Source organism: Franzmannia qiaohouensis, from assembly GCF_031451695.1.
Lineage (GTDB): Bacteria > Pseudomonadota > Gammaproteobacteria > Pseudomonadales > Halomonadaceae > Franzmannia > Franzmannia qiaohouensis.
The window spans coordinates 1-16323 of record NZ_JARWAM010000008.1 but is presented as its reverse complement, the minus strand read 5'-3'; the positions used below and the strand labels follow the sequence as shown (position 1 = coordinate 16323).

The 16323-nt window shown below is 66.5% G+C and carries 14 protein-coding genes and 1 pseudogene; 9 read left to right on the top strand and 6 right to left on the bottom strand.

Features of this window, described 5'->3' with window-relative positions:
- From QC821_RS12075 to sugE, 4 genes are all read left to right on the top strand, one after another.
- A complete protein-coding gene (locus QC821_RS12075) occupies positions 1-978 on the top strand; it encodes an alpha-ketoacid dehydrogenase subunit beta (RefSeq protein WP_309721628.1) in 978 nt (325 codons plus the stop codon).
- Between the two features lie 16 nt (positions 979-994).
- Positions 995-2227, top strand: coding sequence for a 2-oxo acid dehydrogenase subunit E2 (locus QC821_RS12070; RefSeq protein WP_309721625.1), 1233 nt, complete (start codon positions 995-997; stop codon positions 2225-2227).
- A gap of 11 nt (positions 2228-2238) precedes the next feature.
- On the top strand, positions 2239-4062 hold the full coding sequence (locus QC821_RS12065; RefSeq protein WP_309721622.1) for a protein kinase domain-containing protein: 1824 nt from the start codon (positions 2239-2241) through the stop codon (positions 4060-4062).
- 263 nt (positions 4063-4325) lie between these two features.
- Positions 4326-4646 (top strand): quaternary ammonium compound efflux SMR transporter SugE, encoded by a 321-nt coding sequence (sugE, locus tag QC821_RS12060; protein ID WP_076748074.1) that lies wholly within the window; start codon positions 4326-4328, stop codon positions 4644-4646.
- Between the two features lie 3 nt (positions 4647-4649).
- Here the strand turns inward: sugE and csiR are convergent, their stop codons facing one another.
- The gene (csiR, locus tag QC821_RS12055; protein WP_309721615.1) at positions 4650-5348 is read right to left on the bottom strand and encodes a DNA-binding transcriptional regulator CsiR; all 699 of its coding nucleotides are present in this window, start codon (positions 5346-5348) and stop codon (positions 4650-4652) included.
- A gap of 126 nt (positions 5349-5474) precedes the next feature.
- Here csiR and lhgO point away from each other — a divergent pair, with 126 nt between their 5' ends.
- Positions 5475-6671 carry an L-2-hydroxyglutarate oxidase gene (gene lhgO, locus QC821_RS12050; RefSeq protein ID WP_309721610.1) on the top strand — a complete coding sequence of 399 codons (1197 nt, stop codon included), beginning with the start codon at positions 5475-5477 and terminating at the stop codon, positions 6669-6671.
- A gap of 35 nt (positions 6672-6706) precedes the next feature.
- Here lhgO and QC821_RS12045 read toward each other — a convergent pair whose 3' ends face one another.
- The 5 genes from QC821_RS12045 to QC821_RS12025 form a co-directional block, all read right to left on the bottom strand.
- Positions 6707-7420, bottom strand: coding sequence for an anti-sigma factor (locus QC821_RS12045; RefSeq protein ID WP_076748071.1), 714 nt, complete (start codon positions 7418-7420; stop codon positions 6707-6709).
- Positions 7399-7953, bottom strand: a complete 555-nt coding sequence (locus QC821_RS12040; protein WP_309721606.1) for a sigma-70 family RNA polymerase sigma factor — start codon at positions 7951-7953, stop codon at positions 7399-7401. Before QC821_RS12040 ends, QC821_RS12045 begins: the two co-directional genes overlap by 22 nt.
- An 82-nt stretch (positions 7954-8035) precedes the next feature.
- A complete protein-coding gene (locus tag QC821_RS12035) occupies positions 8036-8851 on the bottom strand; it encodes an IclR family transcriptional regulator (protein WP_309721603.1) in 816 nt (271 codons plus the stop codon).
- Positions 8852-8935: 84 nt separating this feature from the next.
- Entirely contained in the window at positions 8936-10141 is a 1206-nt protein-coding gene (locus QC821_RS12030) for a 3-oxoadipyl-CoA thiolase (RefSeq protein ID WP_309721600.1), read from the bottom strand.
- Between the two features lie 22 nt (positions 10142-10163).
- Positions 10164-11702 (bottom strand): 3-hydroxyacyl-CoA dehydrogenase, encoded by a 1539-nt coding sequence (locus QC821_RS12025; protein ID WP_309721598.1) that lies wholly within the window; start codon positions 11700-11702, stop codon positions 10164-10166.
- A gap of 182 nt (positions 11703-11884) precedes the next feature.
- Here QC821_RS12025 and QC821_RS12020 point away from each other — a divergent pair, with 182 nt between their 5' ends.
- The 4 genes and pseudogenes from QC821_RS12020 to QC821_RS12005 form a co-directional block, all read left to right on the top strand.
- Entirely contained in the window at positions 11885-13036 is a 1152-nt protein-coding gene (locus tag QC821_RS12020; protein WP_309721595.1) for an acyl-CoA dehydrogenase family protein, read from the top strand.
- Positions 13036-14640: a class I adenylate-forming enzyme family protein gene (locus QC821_RS12015; RefSeq protein ID WP_309721592.1), complete on the top strand. Its 1605-nt coding sequence runs from the start codon at positions 13036-13038 to the stop codon at positions 14638-14640. Before QC821_RS12020 ends, QC821_RS12015 begins: the two co-directional genes overlap by 1 nt.
- The gene (locus tag QC821_RS12010) at positions 14637-16025 is read left to right on the top strand and encodes a hypothetical protein (RefSeq protein ID WP_309721589.1); all 1389 of its coding nucleotides are present in this window, start codon (positions 14637-14639) and stop codon (positions 16023-16025) included. Before QC821_RS12015 ends, QC821_RS12010 begins: the two co-directional genes overlap by 4 nt.
- 195 nt (positions 16026-16220) lie before the next feature.
- A pseudogene (locus QC821_RS12005) lies at positions 16221-16323 on the top strand (electron transfer flavoprotein subunit beta/FixA family protein); the annotation flags it as partial.

Genomic DNA, 16323 nt, shown 5'->3' with positions numbered 1-16323 from the left:
ATGGCGCACATGAATATGCTTCAGGCGATCAATCAGGCGCTGGATGTGGCCATGGACAGAGACTCGCGGGTGATCTGCTTCGGCGAGGACGTGGGCAGCTTCGGCGGAGTGTTCCGCGCCACCAGCCATCTGCAGGAGAAATACGGCAAGGCGCGCTGTTTCAATACGCCGCTGGTCGAGCAGGGCATCGTCGGCTTCGCCAACGGCCTGGCGGCCCAGGGCCACAGGGCGGTGGCCGAGATCCAGTTCGCCGACTACATCTATCCCGCCTTCGACCAGATCGTCAACGAGAGTGCCAAGTTCCGCTACCGGTCGGGGAATCTGTTCAACGTCGGCGGCCTGACCATTCGTACCCCTTACGGCGGCGGCATCTCCGGCGGCCACTACCATTCGCAGTCGCCGGAGGCCTACTTCGCCCACACCCCCGGCCTCAAGGTGGTCGTGCCGCGCAACCCGCACCAGGCCAAGGGGCTGCTGCTGGCGTCGATCCGCGACCCCAACCCGGTGCTGTTCTTCGAGCCCAAGCGACTCTACCGGGCCTCCAGCGGCGAGGTGCCCGAGGGCGACTACCAGCTGCCGCTGGGCGAGGCCGAGGTGGTCAAGGAGGGGGCCGACATCACCCTGGTGGCGTGGGGAGCGCAGATGCCGATCATCGAGGAGGCCGCCGAGCTCGCCGAGCGCGACGGCATCTCCTGCGAGGTGATCGACCTGCGCAGCATCCTGCCCTGGGATCGCGACTGCGTGGCCGACTCGGTGTTCAAGACCGGGCGCCTGGTGATCAGCCATGAGGCGCCGCTCACCGGCGGCTTCGCCGCCGAGATCGCTGCGGCCATTCAGCAGCGCTGCTTCCTGTATCTGGAGTCGCCCATCGCCCGGGTCACCGGGCTGGATACGCCGTTTCCGCTGACCCTGGAAAAGGAGTACCTGCCCGATGCCCTCAAGGTGCTAGAGGCGATCCGCGCCAGCGTCAATTTCTAGGGATGGGAGTCGAGTGATGAGCGAATTCAAGCTGCCCGATATCGGTGAGGGCATCGTCGAGTGTGAAGTGGTCAAGTGGCTGGTGGGTGAGGGCGATGAGATTCGCGAGGATCAGCCGGTGGTCGAGGTGATGACCGACAAGGCGCTGGTCGAGATCACTGCGCCGGAGAGCGGCCGGGTCACCGCGCTGCACTACGCCGAGGGCGAGAGCGCCAGGGTACATTCGGCCCTGTTCAGCTATCGACCTGCCGGCCAGGCGGAAGCCGAGCCTGTGGCCGAGGCTGAAGCGGAAGGCACCAGCGCGTTGGCTGACGAGGAGGCGAACTCGCCGTCGCCCGAATCGGCCAGTGCTGGGGCGAGTGAGCCATTGCCGGCGGCCGCGAAGCGGACCCCGGCGAGCCCTGCGGTGCGGCGTCTGGCTCGAGAGCTGGGCGTGGCGCTGAGCGAGGTGACGGGCTCCGGCAAGGATGGCCGGGTCCTGAAGGAGGACCTGCAGGCGATTCAGCCGCCAGCTGCGCCGTCCCGGCCCGCTGCAAGCAGCGAGACGGCGGCTCGCGCCGAGCAACAGAGCGGATTGCGTGCGGCCATGGCGCGGCATATGCGCGAGGCGGTGTCGATTCCGCACTTCCACTATGGCGAGGAGATCGATGTCAGCGCGCTGCTGGCGTTGCACCAGCGGCTCAAGGCCGCGGCGGATGCCCAAGGCCAGCGGCTGACGCTGATGGCGCTGTTCATGAAGTCCCTGGCGTTGGCGCTGGGCGAGCATCCTCGCGTCAACGCCGGCTATCGGCCGGAGAGCGACGAGGTGCACTTTCATCAGCACTGCCATATCGGCATGGCGGTGGACAGTCCCGCGGGCCTGATCGTGCCGGTGGTGCGTCACGTCGAGCGCAGTAGCCTGATGGCGTTGGCCGGCGAGATCGCGCGCTTGACCCAGGCTGCCCGCGATGGCCGAGTGGGCGGCGACGATCTCAAGGGGGCGACCATCACGCTATCCAACATCGGGGCGCTGGGGGGGACCTATGCGACACCGATCATCAGCGCGCCTCAGGTAGCGATCGGCGCCATCGGGCGAGTGCAGCACCTGCCGCGCTTCGCTGCGGACGGCGCGGTGGTGTCGCGGGCGATCATGACGGTTACCTGGGCCGGCGACCACCGGGTACTCGACGGCGGTGACATGGCACGCTTCTGCCAGGCGTGGAAGGGCTATCTGGAAGCGCCGGAATCGATGCTGCTGCATCTCGGCTGAGGCCGTACTCGATGAGCCAGGCGCCGCTGCAGCAGTTCTACATTCCCGAAGAGCAGTCGATCTATCTGCTCAGCCATGACGATGCGCGCAAACTCAAGGAGTGGGTGGCGATGTGTCGCTCGCAGCTCGAGCAGCTCGGATATCGCGACATCGAGTTGATCGGCAAAGGCGCCTACGGCTTCGTCTTCGCCGGCCGGCCGCAGGCGCTAGATAGCGCCTGGCTGGTGTTCAAGTTCAACCGCATCACGCTGCCGGCACACCTCAAGGCGCGCCTCGAAGAGGAGGCCTTCATGCTGGAGCAGGTCGCGCATCCCCAGGTGCCGCGGCTGGTAGCCTTCCAACGCGTGCGCCAGCAGTCGATCCTGGTCATGGAGCGCGCCCCGGGGCTCAACCTGGAGGAGGTGTCGCTGCGTGAGGGGCCGCTGAGCCCGCGCCTGGTGGTGCATATTGCCGCGCAGCTGGCAGATATGCTGCGCGCCTTGCGCAGCGGGTCGCGGGTGGTGGTGCACGGCGATATCAAGCCCTCGAACCTGGTGTTCGATGCCGCCAGCGAGCGCGTTGCGCTGATCGACTGGGGCTCGTCGGTATTCGCTCAGCTCGATGCCCAGCACCAGCATCTGGCCAGCGGCATCGCCTCGCTGATGGCGGATGACCTGCAGCACACCAATGCGCGGCTGGGCGATGTCTATTTCATCGGTGAGGAACAGCTCAACGGGGCCCTGTCGTCGCCGCGTTTCGATGAGCAGGGCGCGGCGGCCACGCTGTATGCGCTGGCCGCGGGGCAGTCGTGCCGCTTTGCCTGGCGCGCCATGCCGCCGACCTCGCTGGGGCTGCCGCGGGAGTTCGCCCGGGTGCTCGAGGCACTGCTCGATGACGACCCGGCGCTGCGCCGCCGCGCCGGCGACTACTTCCTGCGCGAAATGCCGCGCCTGGCGCGCCACGTGTTGATCGACCTGCCAGGCGCGCCGCCGGTGCCCTTGGTGCCGGTGTGGAGCCGGCGCGCCGACCGCGACATCGATACCGTGGTCTACAGCTCGCGGCGCGCGTTTCTGCGTGAGGAGGGAGCACTGGCGTCGCCTGCCGAGGTCAACGATGTGCAGCTCGATCGCTACTACAAGCAGTTCATGCAGGGCATGGGCGACACCGAGAAGGCCTTCCTGGCGGCGGTCAGCCGGCTGGGGCACTATCCGGTTGTCGGCGGCCTGGCGGTGCGCTGGGAGCGCGACGGGGTCTATATCGACACCTCGCTGAATCTCCACGACCCGTCGCGGCGTGACGCCTTCGTCAGCGCGGTCAACGCCATGGTCCAGCTGGCCCGGGCCATCTACCGCCAGGGTATTTTCAAGAGCTGCCTGTTCAACGCCCGCGATACCCTGCATATCGACCGCGCCGAACCCGCCGAGCCGTTTCGTGCCGTGCCGGGCATGGCGCTGCCCTATGAGGTCAGCGCAGTACCCGAGATCGAGGACGAGAGTCGCGTGCACTCCTACTTCGAGGATGGCCCGGACCCTGAGGAGCTGCTGGTGCTACCGGCGACCATCATCAATGCGCTGGAGGCGCTCAACGGCATTCGCCATACCGGCATGATCATCTTCGAGGCGCTGCCCACCCACCTCAAGATACACAGCTACTATCGGTTGCTCGATCCCACTCAGGAGCGCACCTTCGCCGAGCTGCTGGCAACGATGCTCGCGGCGATCGATCAGATCGAGGGGCTCGGGGTATCGGGCTATATGAAGATGCCCTACAAGGACACCCGCTTCTTTACTCATATCGAACGCCTGCCCGAGCGCTACTACCCGGTCAATCCGCGTGCCGAGAGCCATGACAGGTAGCGGTTCCGCTCGGGACTGATCCGTCGGCAGGCCTACGAGGAGGCGCTGTAAACCATCCCTGGGCGCTACCGATGCCATCCATGGCATCGAAACCTCCTCTTCGACCTGCCCCCGGCGTCCCTCGCTAGGCGCGCTGGTTCAGAAGCGTTGACCCATCCTGCCGAGTGGCTAGAATGGCTCGCTAACTGCATTACCACGCCCGGGACGACTCGGCGCGTGCCTGCCGTTTCGGGGACGGCCCCGCCCGACGTGAGTCATCGTTCATGCATATTGCCTGGATCTACCTGCTGGCGGCAGGGCTGCTGGAAGTCGCCTGGGCGCTGGGGCTCAAGGCCTCCCACGGCTTCACCCGGCCACTGGCCAGCGTGTTTACCGTGGTCACTATGGCGGCGAGCTTCTATCTTCTCTCATTGGCCATGAAGAGCCTGCCGGTGGGCACCGCCTATGCCATCTGGGTAGGAATCGGTGCGATAGGCACGGTGCTGCTGGGCATCGTGATCTACGGCGACAGCGCCAACCCTTGGCGGCTATTCAGCCTGGTGCTGATTTTGGCTGGACTAATAGGCCTCAAGCTGGCTAGTTAGCTGTTATAGCAAGCCCTGGCGACGCATGGTGTCGGTGATGATCGGCACCGGCGTCATCAGGTGCTCGCACATCATCGCGCTGGCGCGCTCGGCATCGCGGGCCAGTACCACCTCGACCAGGGCGGCGTGCTCCTGGCGCTTGGCCTCCAGCGCGCTTTCCGAGAACACCGTCTCGCGCAGCCACAGGTGGCGATAGCGCTCGACCTGGTCGAACAGGCTGTCGCGCACCTGCAGCAAATGCGGGGAGTTGCAGCCGGCCACCATGGCGGTGTGAAACGCCTTGTGGCGGCTGTCCCAGACGTCGAGCACCTCGTCCGGGCCGTTGACCTCCATGACCCGCGACAGGGTATGGGCCTTGGCCAGGATATCCGCCTCCCAGGCATCGTCGCCGCGCTCGATGGCCAGGCGCAGCAGCATGGCCTCGAGCTGCGAGCGAGCGTCGTAGAGGTCGTGGAGTTCAGCCAGTGACATCGGCGCGACCCGGTAGCCGCGCTGGCTGATGGCGACCACCAGACGCTCCGCCACAAGCTGCGAGAGCGCTTCGCGCAGCGGGCCCACCCCAAGGCCGTAGCGCTCCTTGAGGGTGCTCATCAGCAGCTTTTCACCGGGTCGGAACTGGCCGCGGGTGATATCGCGCTTGAGGCTTTGGTAGGCGCTGATGGCGAGGTTCTGGCGCGGTTGGCTGTCCGTGGTCGAGGGCATGGCGATCCTTGGCTGAGTGACGATACTGCCCAGGATGATACTCAAACCGCGCTGAACTGGCGAAATATTCGCCTGGAAGCTGATATTATCCAATAACGTCAACATTCAGCCTAGCGTGAGGCGCGCGTGTACGATTTCATCATCATCGGCGGCGGGATTCTCGGGCTCTCCACGGCCATGCAGCTCAACCGCGTCTATCCGGGGCGTCGCATGCTGCTGCTCGACAAGGAGGAGGGGCCGGCGCGTCACCAGAGCGGGCACAACAGCGGCGTGATCCATGCCGGGGTCTACTACACGCCGGGCAGTCTCAAGGCGCGCTTCTGCCTGGCCGGTAACCGCGCCACCAAGGCGTTCTGCGATGAGCACGCAATCGCCTACGACACCTGCGGCAAGCTGCTGGTCGCTACCAACGCGCTGGAGCTCGAGCGCATGCAGGCGCTGTGGGAGCGCACCGAGGCCAACGGCCTGGAGCGACACTGGCTGAGTGCCGATGAGTTGCATGAGCGGGAGCCCAATATCGTCGGCGAGGGGGCGATCCTGGTACCGTCCAGCGGCATCGTCGACTACGCCGAGGTGGCGCGGGCCATGGCCGCCGAGTTCGAGCGCCAGGGCGGTGAGCTGCAGTTCGCCACCGAGGTCACCGGCATCGAGGAGCGCCCCCACGAGGTGGTACTGAAGACCCGCCAGGGCGACTTCGTCAGCCGCTACCTGGTGTCCTGCTCGGGACTGATGGCCGACCGCCTGGTGCGCATGCTGGGCAAGAATCCGGGGTTCACCATCTGCCCGTTCCGCGGCGAGTACTACCAACTGCCGGCCACCCGCAACCGCATCGTCAAGCACCTGATCTACCCGATTCCCGATCCCTCGATGCCGTTTCTCGGCGTGCACCTGACGCGCATGATCGATGGCAGCGTCACGGTCGGCCCCAACGCGGTGCTGGCACTCAAGCGCGAGGGCTATCGCAAGTCCGACGTGTCGCTGCTCGACATGGCCAGGATGTTCTCCAACCCCGGCATTCTCAAGGCGCTGGGCAAGAACCTGCGGCCGGGGCTGGTGGAGATGAAGAATTCGCTGTTTCGCAAGGGTTATCTCGAGGAGGTGCGCAAGTACTGCCCGAGCCTGACCCTCGACGACCTGGGGCCCTATCCCTCGGGAGTGCGCGCCCAGGCGGTGTCCCGCGAGGGCAAGCTGATCGACGACTTCCTGTTCGTCAACACCCGGCGCACGGTCAACGTCTGCAATGCGCCGTCGCCGGCGGCCACCTCGGCGCTGCCGATCGGCGCCCATATCGTCGACAAGGTGCGTGCCCAGGTCGAGGCCTGACGGACACGCCTCGAGCTGGCGCCCAGCACCGATGCCTAGAAGGTGAAGGTGCCGCCGCGTACCGGGGTCATGCGACCGGAGTCAATGATCGGTCCGGTCGGTTGGCCCTCGGGGGCACCGCCCTCCGGTTCGACGCTGACCGCAAGATCGGCGGTCATCAGCAGCTCGCGCAGTTCCTCGCTGGGCGCCAGGGTATGACGCCCTTCGCTGGGCAGCAGGCCCAGCGAGATCGGCGTCTCGTCGGCGATCAGCCACAGCTCGCCGGTCTGCTGGGCGCCAACCTGGGTGGGCTGCACGGCCTGGACGTAGAGCTCACCGCTATCCGTCGCGCTGATGATCCAGCCCGGCGTGCGCTGCTCGTCGAGTACCACGTAGACGGCCTGGCCATCGTCGGGCAGCGGTGTGATATCGCTCTGGCTCCACAGCAGCCCCAGTGCCAGTGCTGCCGCGGCAAAGGTCCCGCTGGCGGTGCGCCATATGCCCAGCGACTGCCACCAGGGGCGTGGCGCAATACCGGTAGCGCTGGCGATGCGCCGCCACACCTCGGCGGGCGGCAGGCGCGGGTCGAGCTGGTCGTTGAACAGCTGCAGGTGCTCGCGCCAGCGCGCCACGTCGTTCTGCAGGTCGTGGCTGACCGCCAGCAGCGCTTCGAAGCGCGCCTTCTGCTGGGCGTCGAGCGTGCCCAGCACATACTCGCCGGCGGCCAGATGGCGCTCGTCGGGGTCGCTCAGATCCCAGTCGTCAGACATGATTTCAATCTCTCCAGGCCGCGGCGTACCCAACTCTTGACCGTGCCCAGCGGCTGGGTGATGGCGCCAGCCAGCTCGCTGTGGGTCAAGCCGTGGAAGAAAGCCAGTTCAAGTACCTGGCGCTGCTTGGCGGGCAGTATCTCGAGGCACTCATGCAGCTGGCTGCTCTCCTGATCGCGCTGGCCGTCAGCGGCCGGGTCATCCAGCCCGGCCAGTTCGTCGATCAGGGCCTGGCCGTCGGCCTCCTGTGGGCGCTGGCGGCGCAGCCAGTCGATGCCTATGTTGCGGGTCAGGGTGCTCAGCCAGGTCATTGGCTTGGCGCGACTGGCATCGTACTGCCCGGCAGACTGCCAGACGCGAATGAAGACCTGCTGCAAGCAATCCTGGGCGGCACTCTCGTTTCTTACAATACGCAGCAGCTGGGCGTACAGATGCGGGCTGGCCAAGCGATAGACACGCTCCAGCGCCTGACCGTCGCCCTGCGCGCAGGCGGCAAGGCTGGTCACGAGTGGGTCTTGAGGCGAATCTGACATGCCGGATTCCTTGGCTATCCTGCCTGGTAGCTTGGCAGGCAATGAGTATCCCCAATCCGCTATGCCGTATGGGTTGACGGGTTCAACGCATCGGGTGATGGCGAAGCTCGGCCAGGATCCGATCGGCGACGTCGCGTAGCCGCGGGCCCAGGTTGTCGACCAGGACATCGTGGTTCAGACGTAGCGAGGCCCCGCCGCAGTTGAGCGCCATGATCTCGGCGCCGTCTTCCAGCACCAGGGGAATCGCCACGGCGCTGACGTCGCGCTCCCACTCGCCCTCCGACAGGCAGAAGCCATAGCGCTGGTACTCGTCGAGACTCTTGTCGAGACTCTTGGAGAGCGCTGACCACTGATCGGGGGATTGCTGGCGAAGCTCTTCCACGAAGCTGTCGCGCTGCTGCTGGGGCAGTCCGCATAGCCAGGCGCGCCCAATGGCGGTGGTGGCGATGGGAATCCGCGACCCTGCCTCGAGCCGCATGACCAGCGGGCCCTTGCCCTGGCAGACCTCGAGGTAGGTCATGGCATGGCGGTCCGCGCTGCCCAGCGCGATGGCGCAATCCGTGGTATCGGCCAGCTGCTGCATATGCGGCCGGGCGATGTCTCGAATGCCCTGATTGGCGAGAAAGCGGTAGCCCAGGGCAAGAATGCCGGGGCCCAGTCGATACTTCTCGAGTCGGGTATTGTGTTTCAGGTAACCGAGCTGGGTGAGCGTATAGGTCAGCCGCGAGACGGTGGGACGCGGAATGCCGGTGCGGCTCGAGAGTTCGGCGTTGCCTAGATACTCCTCGCCGGTGCCAAAGGCGCGCAGCAGTTCTAGGCCGCGAGCCAGGGCGGTGACGAAATTGCGGTCCTTGGTCGGCGCTGACGGTTCATCTTGCCAATTGGCGGGGTTATGCATTGCGGGTTCCCTGTGCCGAATTCTAGCGTCAGCAAAGTATCGCATACCCCCGCAGCGACGTCCGCCGCTGCGGGGCAGTGGGCCTCAATCGAGCCGCTCGAGCACGCAGGCGATGCCCTGGCCGACGCCGATGCACATCGTCACTAGCGCGTAGCGTCCACCGCTGGCTTCCAGTTGGCGCAGGGCGGTCAGCGCCAGGCGCGCCCCTGATGCGCCGAGCGGATGGCCGATGGCGATGGCGCCACCGTTGGCGTTGAGTCGACTGTCGTCGGGATCGAGCTCGAGCTGCTTGGCACAGCCCAGTACCTGGACGGCAAACGCCTCATTGATCTCGATCACGTCCATCTGCGCCAGGCTGAGGCCGGCGCGCTCCAGCGCCTTGCGGCTGGCCGGTACCGGCCCCAGGCCCATGACGCGGGGTGGCACTCCGGCCAGGGCGCTGGCGACGATTCTTGCCCGCGGGGCGACGCCCGCGCGCTCACCGGCGGCCCGGCTGCCCACGATCAGGGCGGCGGCGCCGTCGTTCAGCCCCGAGGCGTTGCCGGCGGTAACCACGCCACCGTCGAATAGCGCACCCAGTTTGCCGAGTTTACCGGCATCGGTCCCCGGGCGCGGATGCTCGTCCCTGTCGACCGTCAGCGGAGGCTGCTTGCGGCCCTGGGGCACCTCGACGGCGAGCAGCTCGTCGTCGTAGAAGCCGCGCTCGAGCGCCGTGGCGTAGCGGGCCTGGGACCGCGCGGCGAAGGCGTCGCCGGCCTCGCGGCTGATCGCCAGGTCGTGGGCCACGTTATCGGCGGTCTCGGGCATGCTGTGGCTGCCGAATTGCTGGGCGATCCAAGGGTTGGGGAAGCGTGCACCAATCACGGTGTCATACATCGGCTGGTTGCGGGCGAACGCCGTCTGCGCCTTGCCGAGCACGTAAGGGGCGCGCGACATGGACTCCACGCCGCCGGCCAGGAACAGCTCGCCCTCGCCGAGGCGCGTGGCACGCGCGGCGTCTATCACGGCGGCCAGGCCGCTGCCACACAGGCGGTTGACCGTCTGGGCCGCGACCTCCACCGGCAGGCCGGCGACCAGTCCGGCATGGCGGGCCACGTTGCGCGAGTCCTCGCCGGCCTGGTTGGTGCAGCCCGCCAGCACCTCTTCATAGGCCTCGAGGCCAAAGCCGTTGCGTGTCACCAGGGACTTGAGCACCTGGCCCAGCATGTCGTCGGGGCGCACGTTGGCCAAGCCACCGCCGTGGCGGCCAAAGGGGGTGCGCAGGCCGTCATAGATGTAGGCGTCTTGCATGGGAGTGGTCTCCGTATAGGGCTCAGGGGGTGGTAAGCGCAAGGCCGAGGGTGGCGCGGCGACGCAGCCAGGGGCTGGCGCGGTAGCGAGGATCGCCGGTGGCAGCGAGCAGGTTGTCGAGGATCGTGAGTATCAGCCGGCTGCCGTAGTGGTCACCCATGGCCAGCGGCCCACGCGGGTAGCCGAGCCCCAGCTCGACGGCGCGGTCGATAGTGTCGGGGGTGGCTACGCCCTGCTGGGCGATGTCGCTGCCCACGTTGACGATGCAGGCCACCACCCTCTGCAGCACGAAGCCGTTGCTATCCTCGAGCGCACTCACCGGGGTGCCGTCGTCACCCAGCAGCGCCATGGCGGCAGCGCGCACCTCGGGGAGGGTCGCCGGGGTCGTCATCAGGCTGCGCCGCCCCTCGAGGCCGGCCAGCAGGTCCACGGCGACGCAGCGTTCAGCGGGTAGGCCGAGCCGCAGGACGGTGGCGGTGGCATCCTCGCCCAGCGGCGCGACCAGGCAGAGCGCTTCCAACGACGGCGTATCGCCGCTCTCCAGCGGCCAGCCGGCGGCCTGGACGAGATCGACCAAGGCTTGGCGAGCCTCCGGCTGGTCGGGCCCTATCCAGACCGGGCAGGGCGCCACGCGGGGTAGCGGCGGTTCGTCCGCCACCTCGGGCTTGCCATCGATATAGCGGTAGAAGCCTGCGCCGCTCTTGCGGCCCAGCAGGCCGGCGGTGAGCCGCTGACGCGTCAGCGGCGAAGGGCGGAAGCGCGGCTCCTCGTAGTACTGGTGGTAGATCGACTCCATCACCGCATGCGACACGTCGAGCCCGGTCAGGTCGAGCAGGCTGAACGGCCCCATGCGGAAGCCACCCTGATCGACCAGGATGCGGTCGATGGTGACAGGGTCGGTAACGCACTCGCCGAGGACCTTCAGCGCTTCCGTGCCGTAGGCGCGACCGGCATGGTTGACCAGGAAGCCGGGGGTGTCGGTGGTGCGGGCGGTGAAGTGGCCCATCGACTGGCCGAGTGCCTCGACGCGGGCGACCACGTCGGGATCGGTCCTCAGCCCGGGAATCACTTCGGCGATCTTCATCAGCGGGACCGGATTGAAGAAGTGAAAGCCGATGACTCGCTCGGGGCGTTGGCAGGCCGAGGCGATGGCGGTGACGGACAGCGACGAGGTGTTGGTGGCGAGTATGGTCTCCTCGCTCAGCAGCGACTCAAGCTCGCAAAACAGCGACTGCTTGGCGTCCAGGGTCTCGACAATGGCTTCAATGACGATGTCACACTCCGCCAGCGCGGAGAGGGTCGTGGCTTCCTTGAGCCGCGCGGCGTAGCGCTCGGCCTCGGCGTCGCTCAGGCGCTGCTTGTGCACGGCGCGGTTCCACATGCCGCCGATGAAGTCGCGGGCCTCGGCGACGGCGCCTTCACGCTGGTCGTGTAGATGGACGGTCAGTCCGGCCTGGGCGGCGATCTGTGCGATGCCGCGGCCCATGGCACCGGTCCCCACGATGCCCAGGACGCGGAAGGGGGGGGCGCTGACGGAAGACGATGAGGGAGCTGTCGACATGGGCGGATTCCTCGTCATGGCGTGAGTAGTTCTGCATAGCAAAACATCATTTCGTTTATTGACGGTCATCCTAGGCTATGTGACAGTGCCTGACAACAATGCGGGCAACCGTTCTGCTATGCAAAACCTGCAGTGACGCTCACCGCTGCCAACAACTCGCCGCCAACCGCCGAGGTCACGCCATGATTCGCGATCCCGAACTGCTCAATCAGCTTGTCGATACCATCTCCCGCTTCGTGCGCGAGCGCCTTATCCCCAACGAAGTCCGCCTGGCGGAAGAGGATGCGGTGCCGCCGGAACTGCTGCAGGAGATGAAGGAGATGGGGCTGTTCGGCCTGTCGATTCCCGAGGAGTACGGCGGCCTGGGGCTGACCATGGAGGAGGAGGCGCTGGTGGCCATCGAGATCGGCAAGACCTCGCCTGCCTTTCGCTCGGTGTTTGGCACCAACAACGGCATCGGCGCCCAGGGTATCCTCATCGACGGGACCCCCGAGCAGAAGGCGCAGTATGTGCCGCGCCTGGCGACCGGCGAACTGTTGAGCTCCTTCTGCCTGACCGAGCCCGACTCGGGTTCGGATGCGGCCAGCCTCAGAACCACGGCGGTTCGCGATGGCGACCACTACGTGCTCAACGGCACCAAGCGCTACATCACCAACGGCCCCGAGGCCGACCTGTTTACCGTCATGGCCCGCACCGACCCCAGCAACAAAGGCGCCGGCGGTATCTCGGCGTTTATCGTCGAGGGTGATACCCCGGGGCTCAAGCGCGGCCCGTCGGACGACAAGATGGGCCAGAAGGGCGCCCATACCTGCGATATCATCTTCGAGGACTGCCGGGTGCCGGCCGAGAACATCATCGGCGGCAAGGAGGGGCAGGGATTCAAGACCGCCATGAAGGTGCTCGACCGTGGCCGGCTGCATATCTCCGCGGTGTGTGTCGGCGTAGCGGAGCGCCTGGTAGAGGAGTCACTGAACTATGCCATCGACCGCAAACAGTTCGGCGTTCGGCTAGCCGATCACCAGCTGATCCAGGCGATGCTGGCCGACAGCAAGACCGAAGCCTACGCCGGCCGCACCATGGTGCTCGACGCCGCGCAGCGCAAGGACGCCGGAGAGAAGGTCTCGACGCTGGCCTCGTGCTGCAAGCTGTTCTGCGCCGAGATGGTGGGGCGTGTCGCGGATCGTGCGGTCCAGGTCCACGGCGGTGCTGGCTACATGGCCGAATATGCCGTCGAGCGCTTCTATCGTGACGTGCGCCTGTTCAGGATCTATGAAGGCACCACCCAGATTCAGCAGCTGGTGATAGCCCGGGACATGGTGCGGGAGGTGTCCTGATGGCCCTGTCAGTGATTCATCGCGCGCCGGACGAGCGGATCTTCGGTCGTCTGGCCAGCGAACTGATGGCCGAATTGCCCGATCGGCTCAGCCATCGCGTGCTGGCCAACGCCGAGCGTCTTGGCACACAGCCGGCGCTGGTGGATGGTGACGTGCGCTGGAGCTACGCCGAGCTGGGGCACGAGATCCGCGCGGCCGCCGAGTGGATGAGTACGCTGGGCATTCGGCCCGGCGACCGCCTCATGCTGGTCAGCGAAAACAGCCGCGCGCTGGTGGTCATGCTATTGGCCGCCAGTGAACTCGACGCCTGGGTGGCGATCGTCAATTCGCGGCTGTCGGCGCAGGAAATCGACCAGATCCACGACAACTGCGACCCGCGTCGGGTGTTCTATACCAGTGAAGCTTCGCTGGACGCATCGCAGCATGCACAGCGCCACAAGGCCGCGCCATATCAGCATCCCCGCCTGGGCGCCCTGCATATCGGTGAGCTGCGTGACACCGCGCCTGAGCGTGTCGAACCCAGCGGTGCCGACCAGGTGGCGGCGATGATCTACACCTCGGGCACCACCGGCACGCCCAAGGGCGTGATGCTGACCCATCGCGGCATTCTCTATATCGCCTCGATCTCCGGCGGCATGCGCCACCTCACCCAAGGGCAGCGGGTCTATGGGGTGCTGCCGATGTCGCACGTGTTTGGCTTGTCCTCGGTGTGCATGGGCTCGCTGTATAACGGTGCCTGCCTGTATAGCGTGCCGCGCTTCGACGCGCCGGCCATGCTCGAGGCCCTGGACAAGGAGCGGATCACGGTGCTCCAGGGCGTGCCGGCGATGTACTCGCGGACCCTGGAATACCTGCGTCGCCAGGGAGCCTCGCTGGTCGCGCCGGCGCTTGGCTATATGTCCGCCGGTGGATCACCGCTGGACAGCGATACCAAGCAGCGTGTCGAGGCCATTTTCGGCCTGCCGCTGCACAACGGCTACGGCCTCACCGAGGCCAGTCCGACCATCAGCCAGACGCGCATCGACGATCGCTTCGACAGCAATACCGTGGGCGCGGTGCTACCCCTGCTGGAGTACCGGCTGGCGCCGCTCGAGGCCGGCGGCAACCAGACGCCGGGGGATGACGGCATCGGCGAGCTCTGGGTGCGTGGCCCCAATGTGATGAAAGGCTACTTCCGGCAACCCGAGGCGACCCGTGCCTGCCTCAGCGACGATGGCTGGCTCAATACCGGCGATATCGCCCGTGTCGATGACCACGGCCAGCTGTATATCGTCGGACGCAGCAAGGAGCTGATCATTCGCTCCGGTTTCAATATCTACCCACCCGACGTCGAGGCGGTGATCAACGAGCACCCCGATGTGACCCTCTCGGCGGTCGTGGGGCGACAGGTGGCGGGTAACGAGGAGGTCGTCGCCTTCATTCAGTGCGAGCCGGGGGCTTGCGTGGATGAAGCCACGCTCAGGGCCTTCATCGCCGAACGACTGTCGCCCTACAAGCGGCCCTCGACGCTGGTGATGATGGAGTCGCTGCCCGCCACGGCCAGCGGCAAGATTCTCAAGGGTCGCCTGCGCGACCTGGTCGATGGGCAGGGTTTGCCGGAGTGAGATGGGCCCGGCAGCGCTCCTCACTGCTGGCGCTGGTCACCCTTGCGACCCTCGGCCATCTGATCACGGGCCATCTGGTGCTGCAGGGCGTGGGTATTGTTGCCCTGGGGATCTACCTGCTGAGCGTGGGAGGGCTGCTTTCACGCATGGCGCGGGGCCTGCTGCTGGTCGCTGCCCTGTTGACGCTGCTGGCGCTGTGGTTGGCCGCCGCACCCGGGCGCCTGCTGTTCGAGGCGGCGGGGCGCTTCGCGTTCTTTGCCACCTTCCTGGTGGCCCTCAGTCTGCTGCGGCTGCCGGCCTACCGTTCGCGGCTGGTACGCCGCTGCGGTGCGGCGATGCTGCTGCAGCCCCCGGGGCGCCGCTATCCGATCCTCTCCGCCGGCTCGGCGCTGTTCGGCATTATCCTCAATATCGGCGTACTCAATCTGTTCGCCGGCATGATCGAGAAGAGCAATACCCTCGAGGCAGCCCAGGGGCGCACCTGGGTGCAGAATGCGCGCCAGCGACGCATGATGCTGGCGCTGCTGCGCGGCTTCTCGTTGGCGCCCTTGATATCGCCCATGGGCATCGGCGTGGCGGTGGTACTGTCGAGCCTGCCCGAGCTGCGCTGGCTCGACCTGGCCCCCTTCGTGCTCGGTGCGGCGCTGGTCATCTTCTTCGTCGGCTGGGGGGTGGATCATCTGACCGGCCCGCATCCCGACCGCGCCAAGCGAGAGTCGTCGTCGCCTTCGCTGCTGCCGCTTTGGCAGTTCTCGCTGTTGCTGATGGCGATCGTCTCGCTGGTCTTCACCCTCGCCTGGGCCCTGGACGTGCGCTTGCCCATCGCCGCGCTGCTGGGCGCACCGCTGGGCGCCATGGCCTGGCTGGCGTGGCAGCGCCGCCGCCTGGGCGCCGCGGGGATCCCGGCCGCCGCGGCCAGCCTGCATCGGCAGCTGCCCTGGCTGCTGGCACCCAGCGGCAACGAGATCGTGGTGCTGGGGGCTGCCGGCTACCTGGGGCACCTTTGTGTGGCGCTGGTGGATGTCCAGAGCATGACGCCGCTGATCGCGCTGCTGGAGCCTCTGGGCTCTGCCAATGCCGTGCTGGCGATGCTGATGGTCGTGCTCCTGGCCCAGGTAGGGGTCAACCCGATCGTCACCGTGACGCTGCTGGTCGGCCTGCTACCCTCACTGGCGATTGAGGGGTTGTCGCCGGCGCTGATTGGCGCGTCCTTGATGGTGGGCTGGGCGCTGGCGCTGATGTCGTCGCCGATGACCGCGTCGATGCTGATCCTGTCGCGTTTCACCGGGGTGGCGTCAACGCGTATCGGTTACCGTTGGAATGCCCGCTTCCTGCTCGCGTCGATCCCGCTGCTGTCCGCCTGGTTCGTGTTGGCCCCCTGGTAACCGCCGAGGGGCTTGACCTGGCGGGTTGGGTTTTTTACCGTTTAGCCTGTATAATGAAATTATATTTCGCTTAGCAAAATATATGGCTGGGCCATTTGGGCCATTTGGGCCATTTGGGCCATTTGGGCCATTTGGGCCATTTGGGCCAGGCCATCACCCTGGCCTTGCCAGTGTCACGAACCGGGAGAGCCGCCCATGAAGATCCTCGTCGCGGTCAAACGCGTCATCGACTACAACGTCAAGATCCGCGTCAAGCCGGATCACTCCGACGTCGACCTCACCAACGTCAAGATGGCCA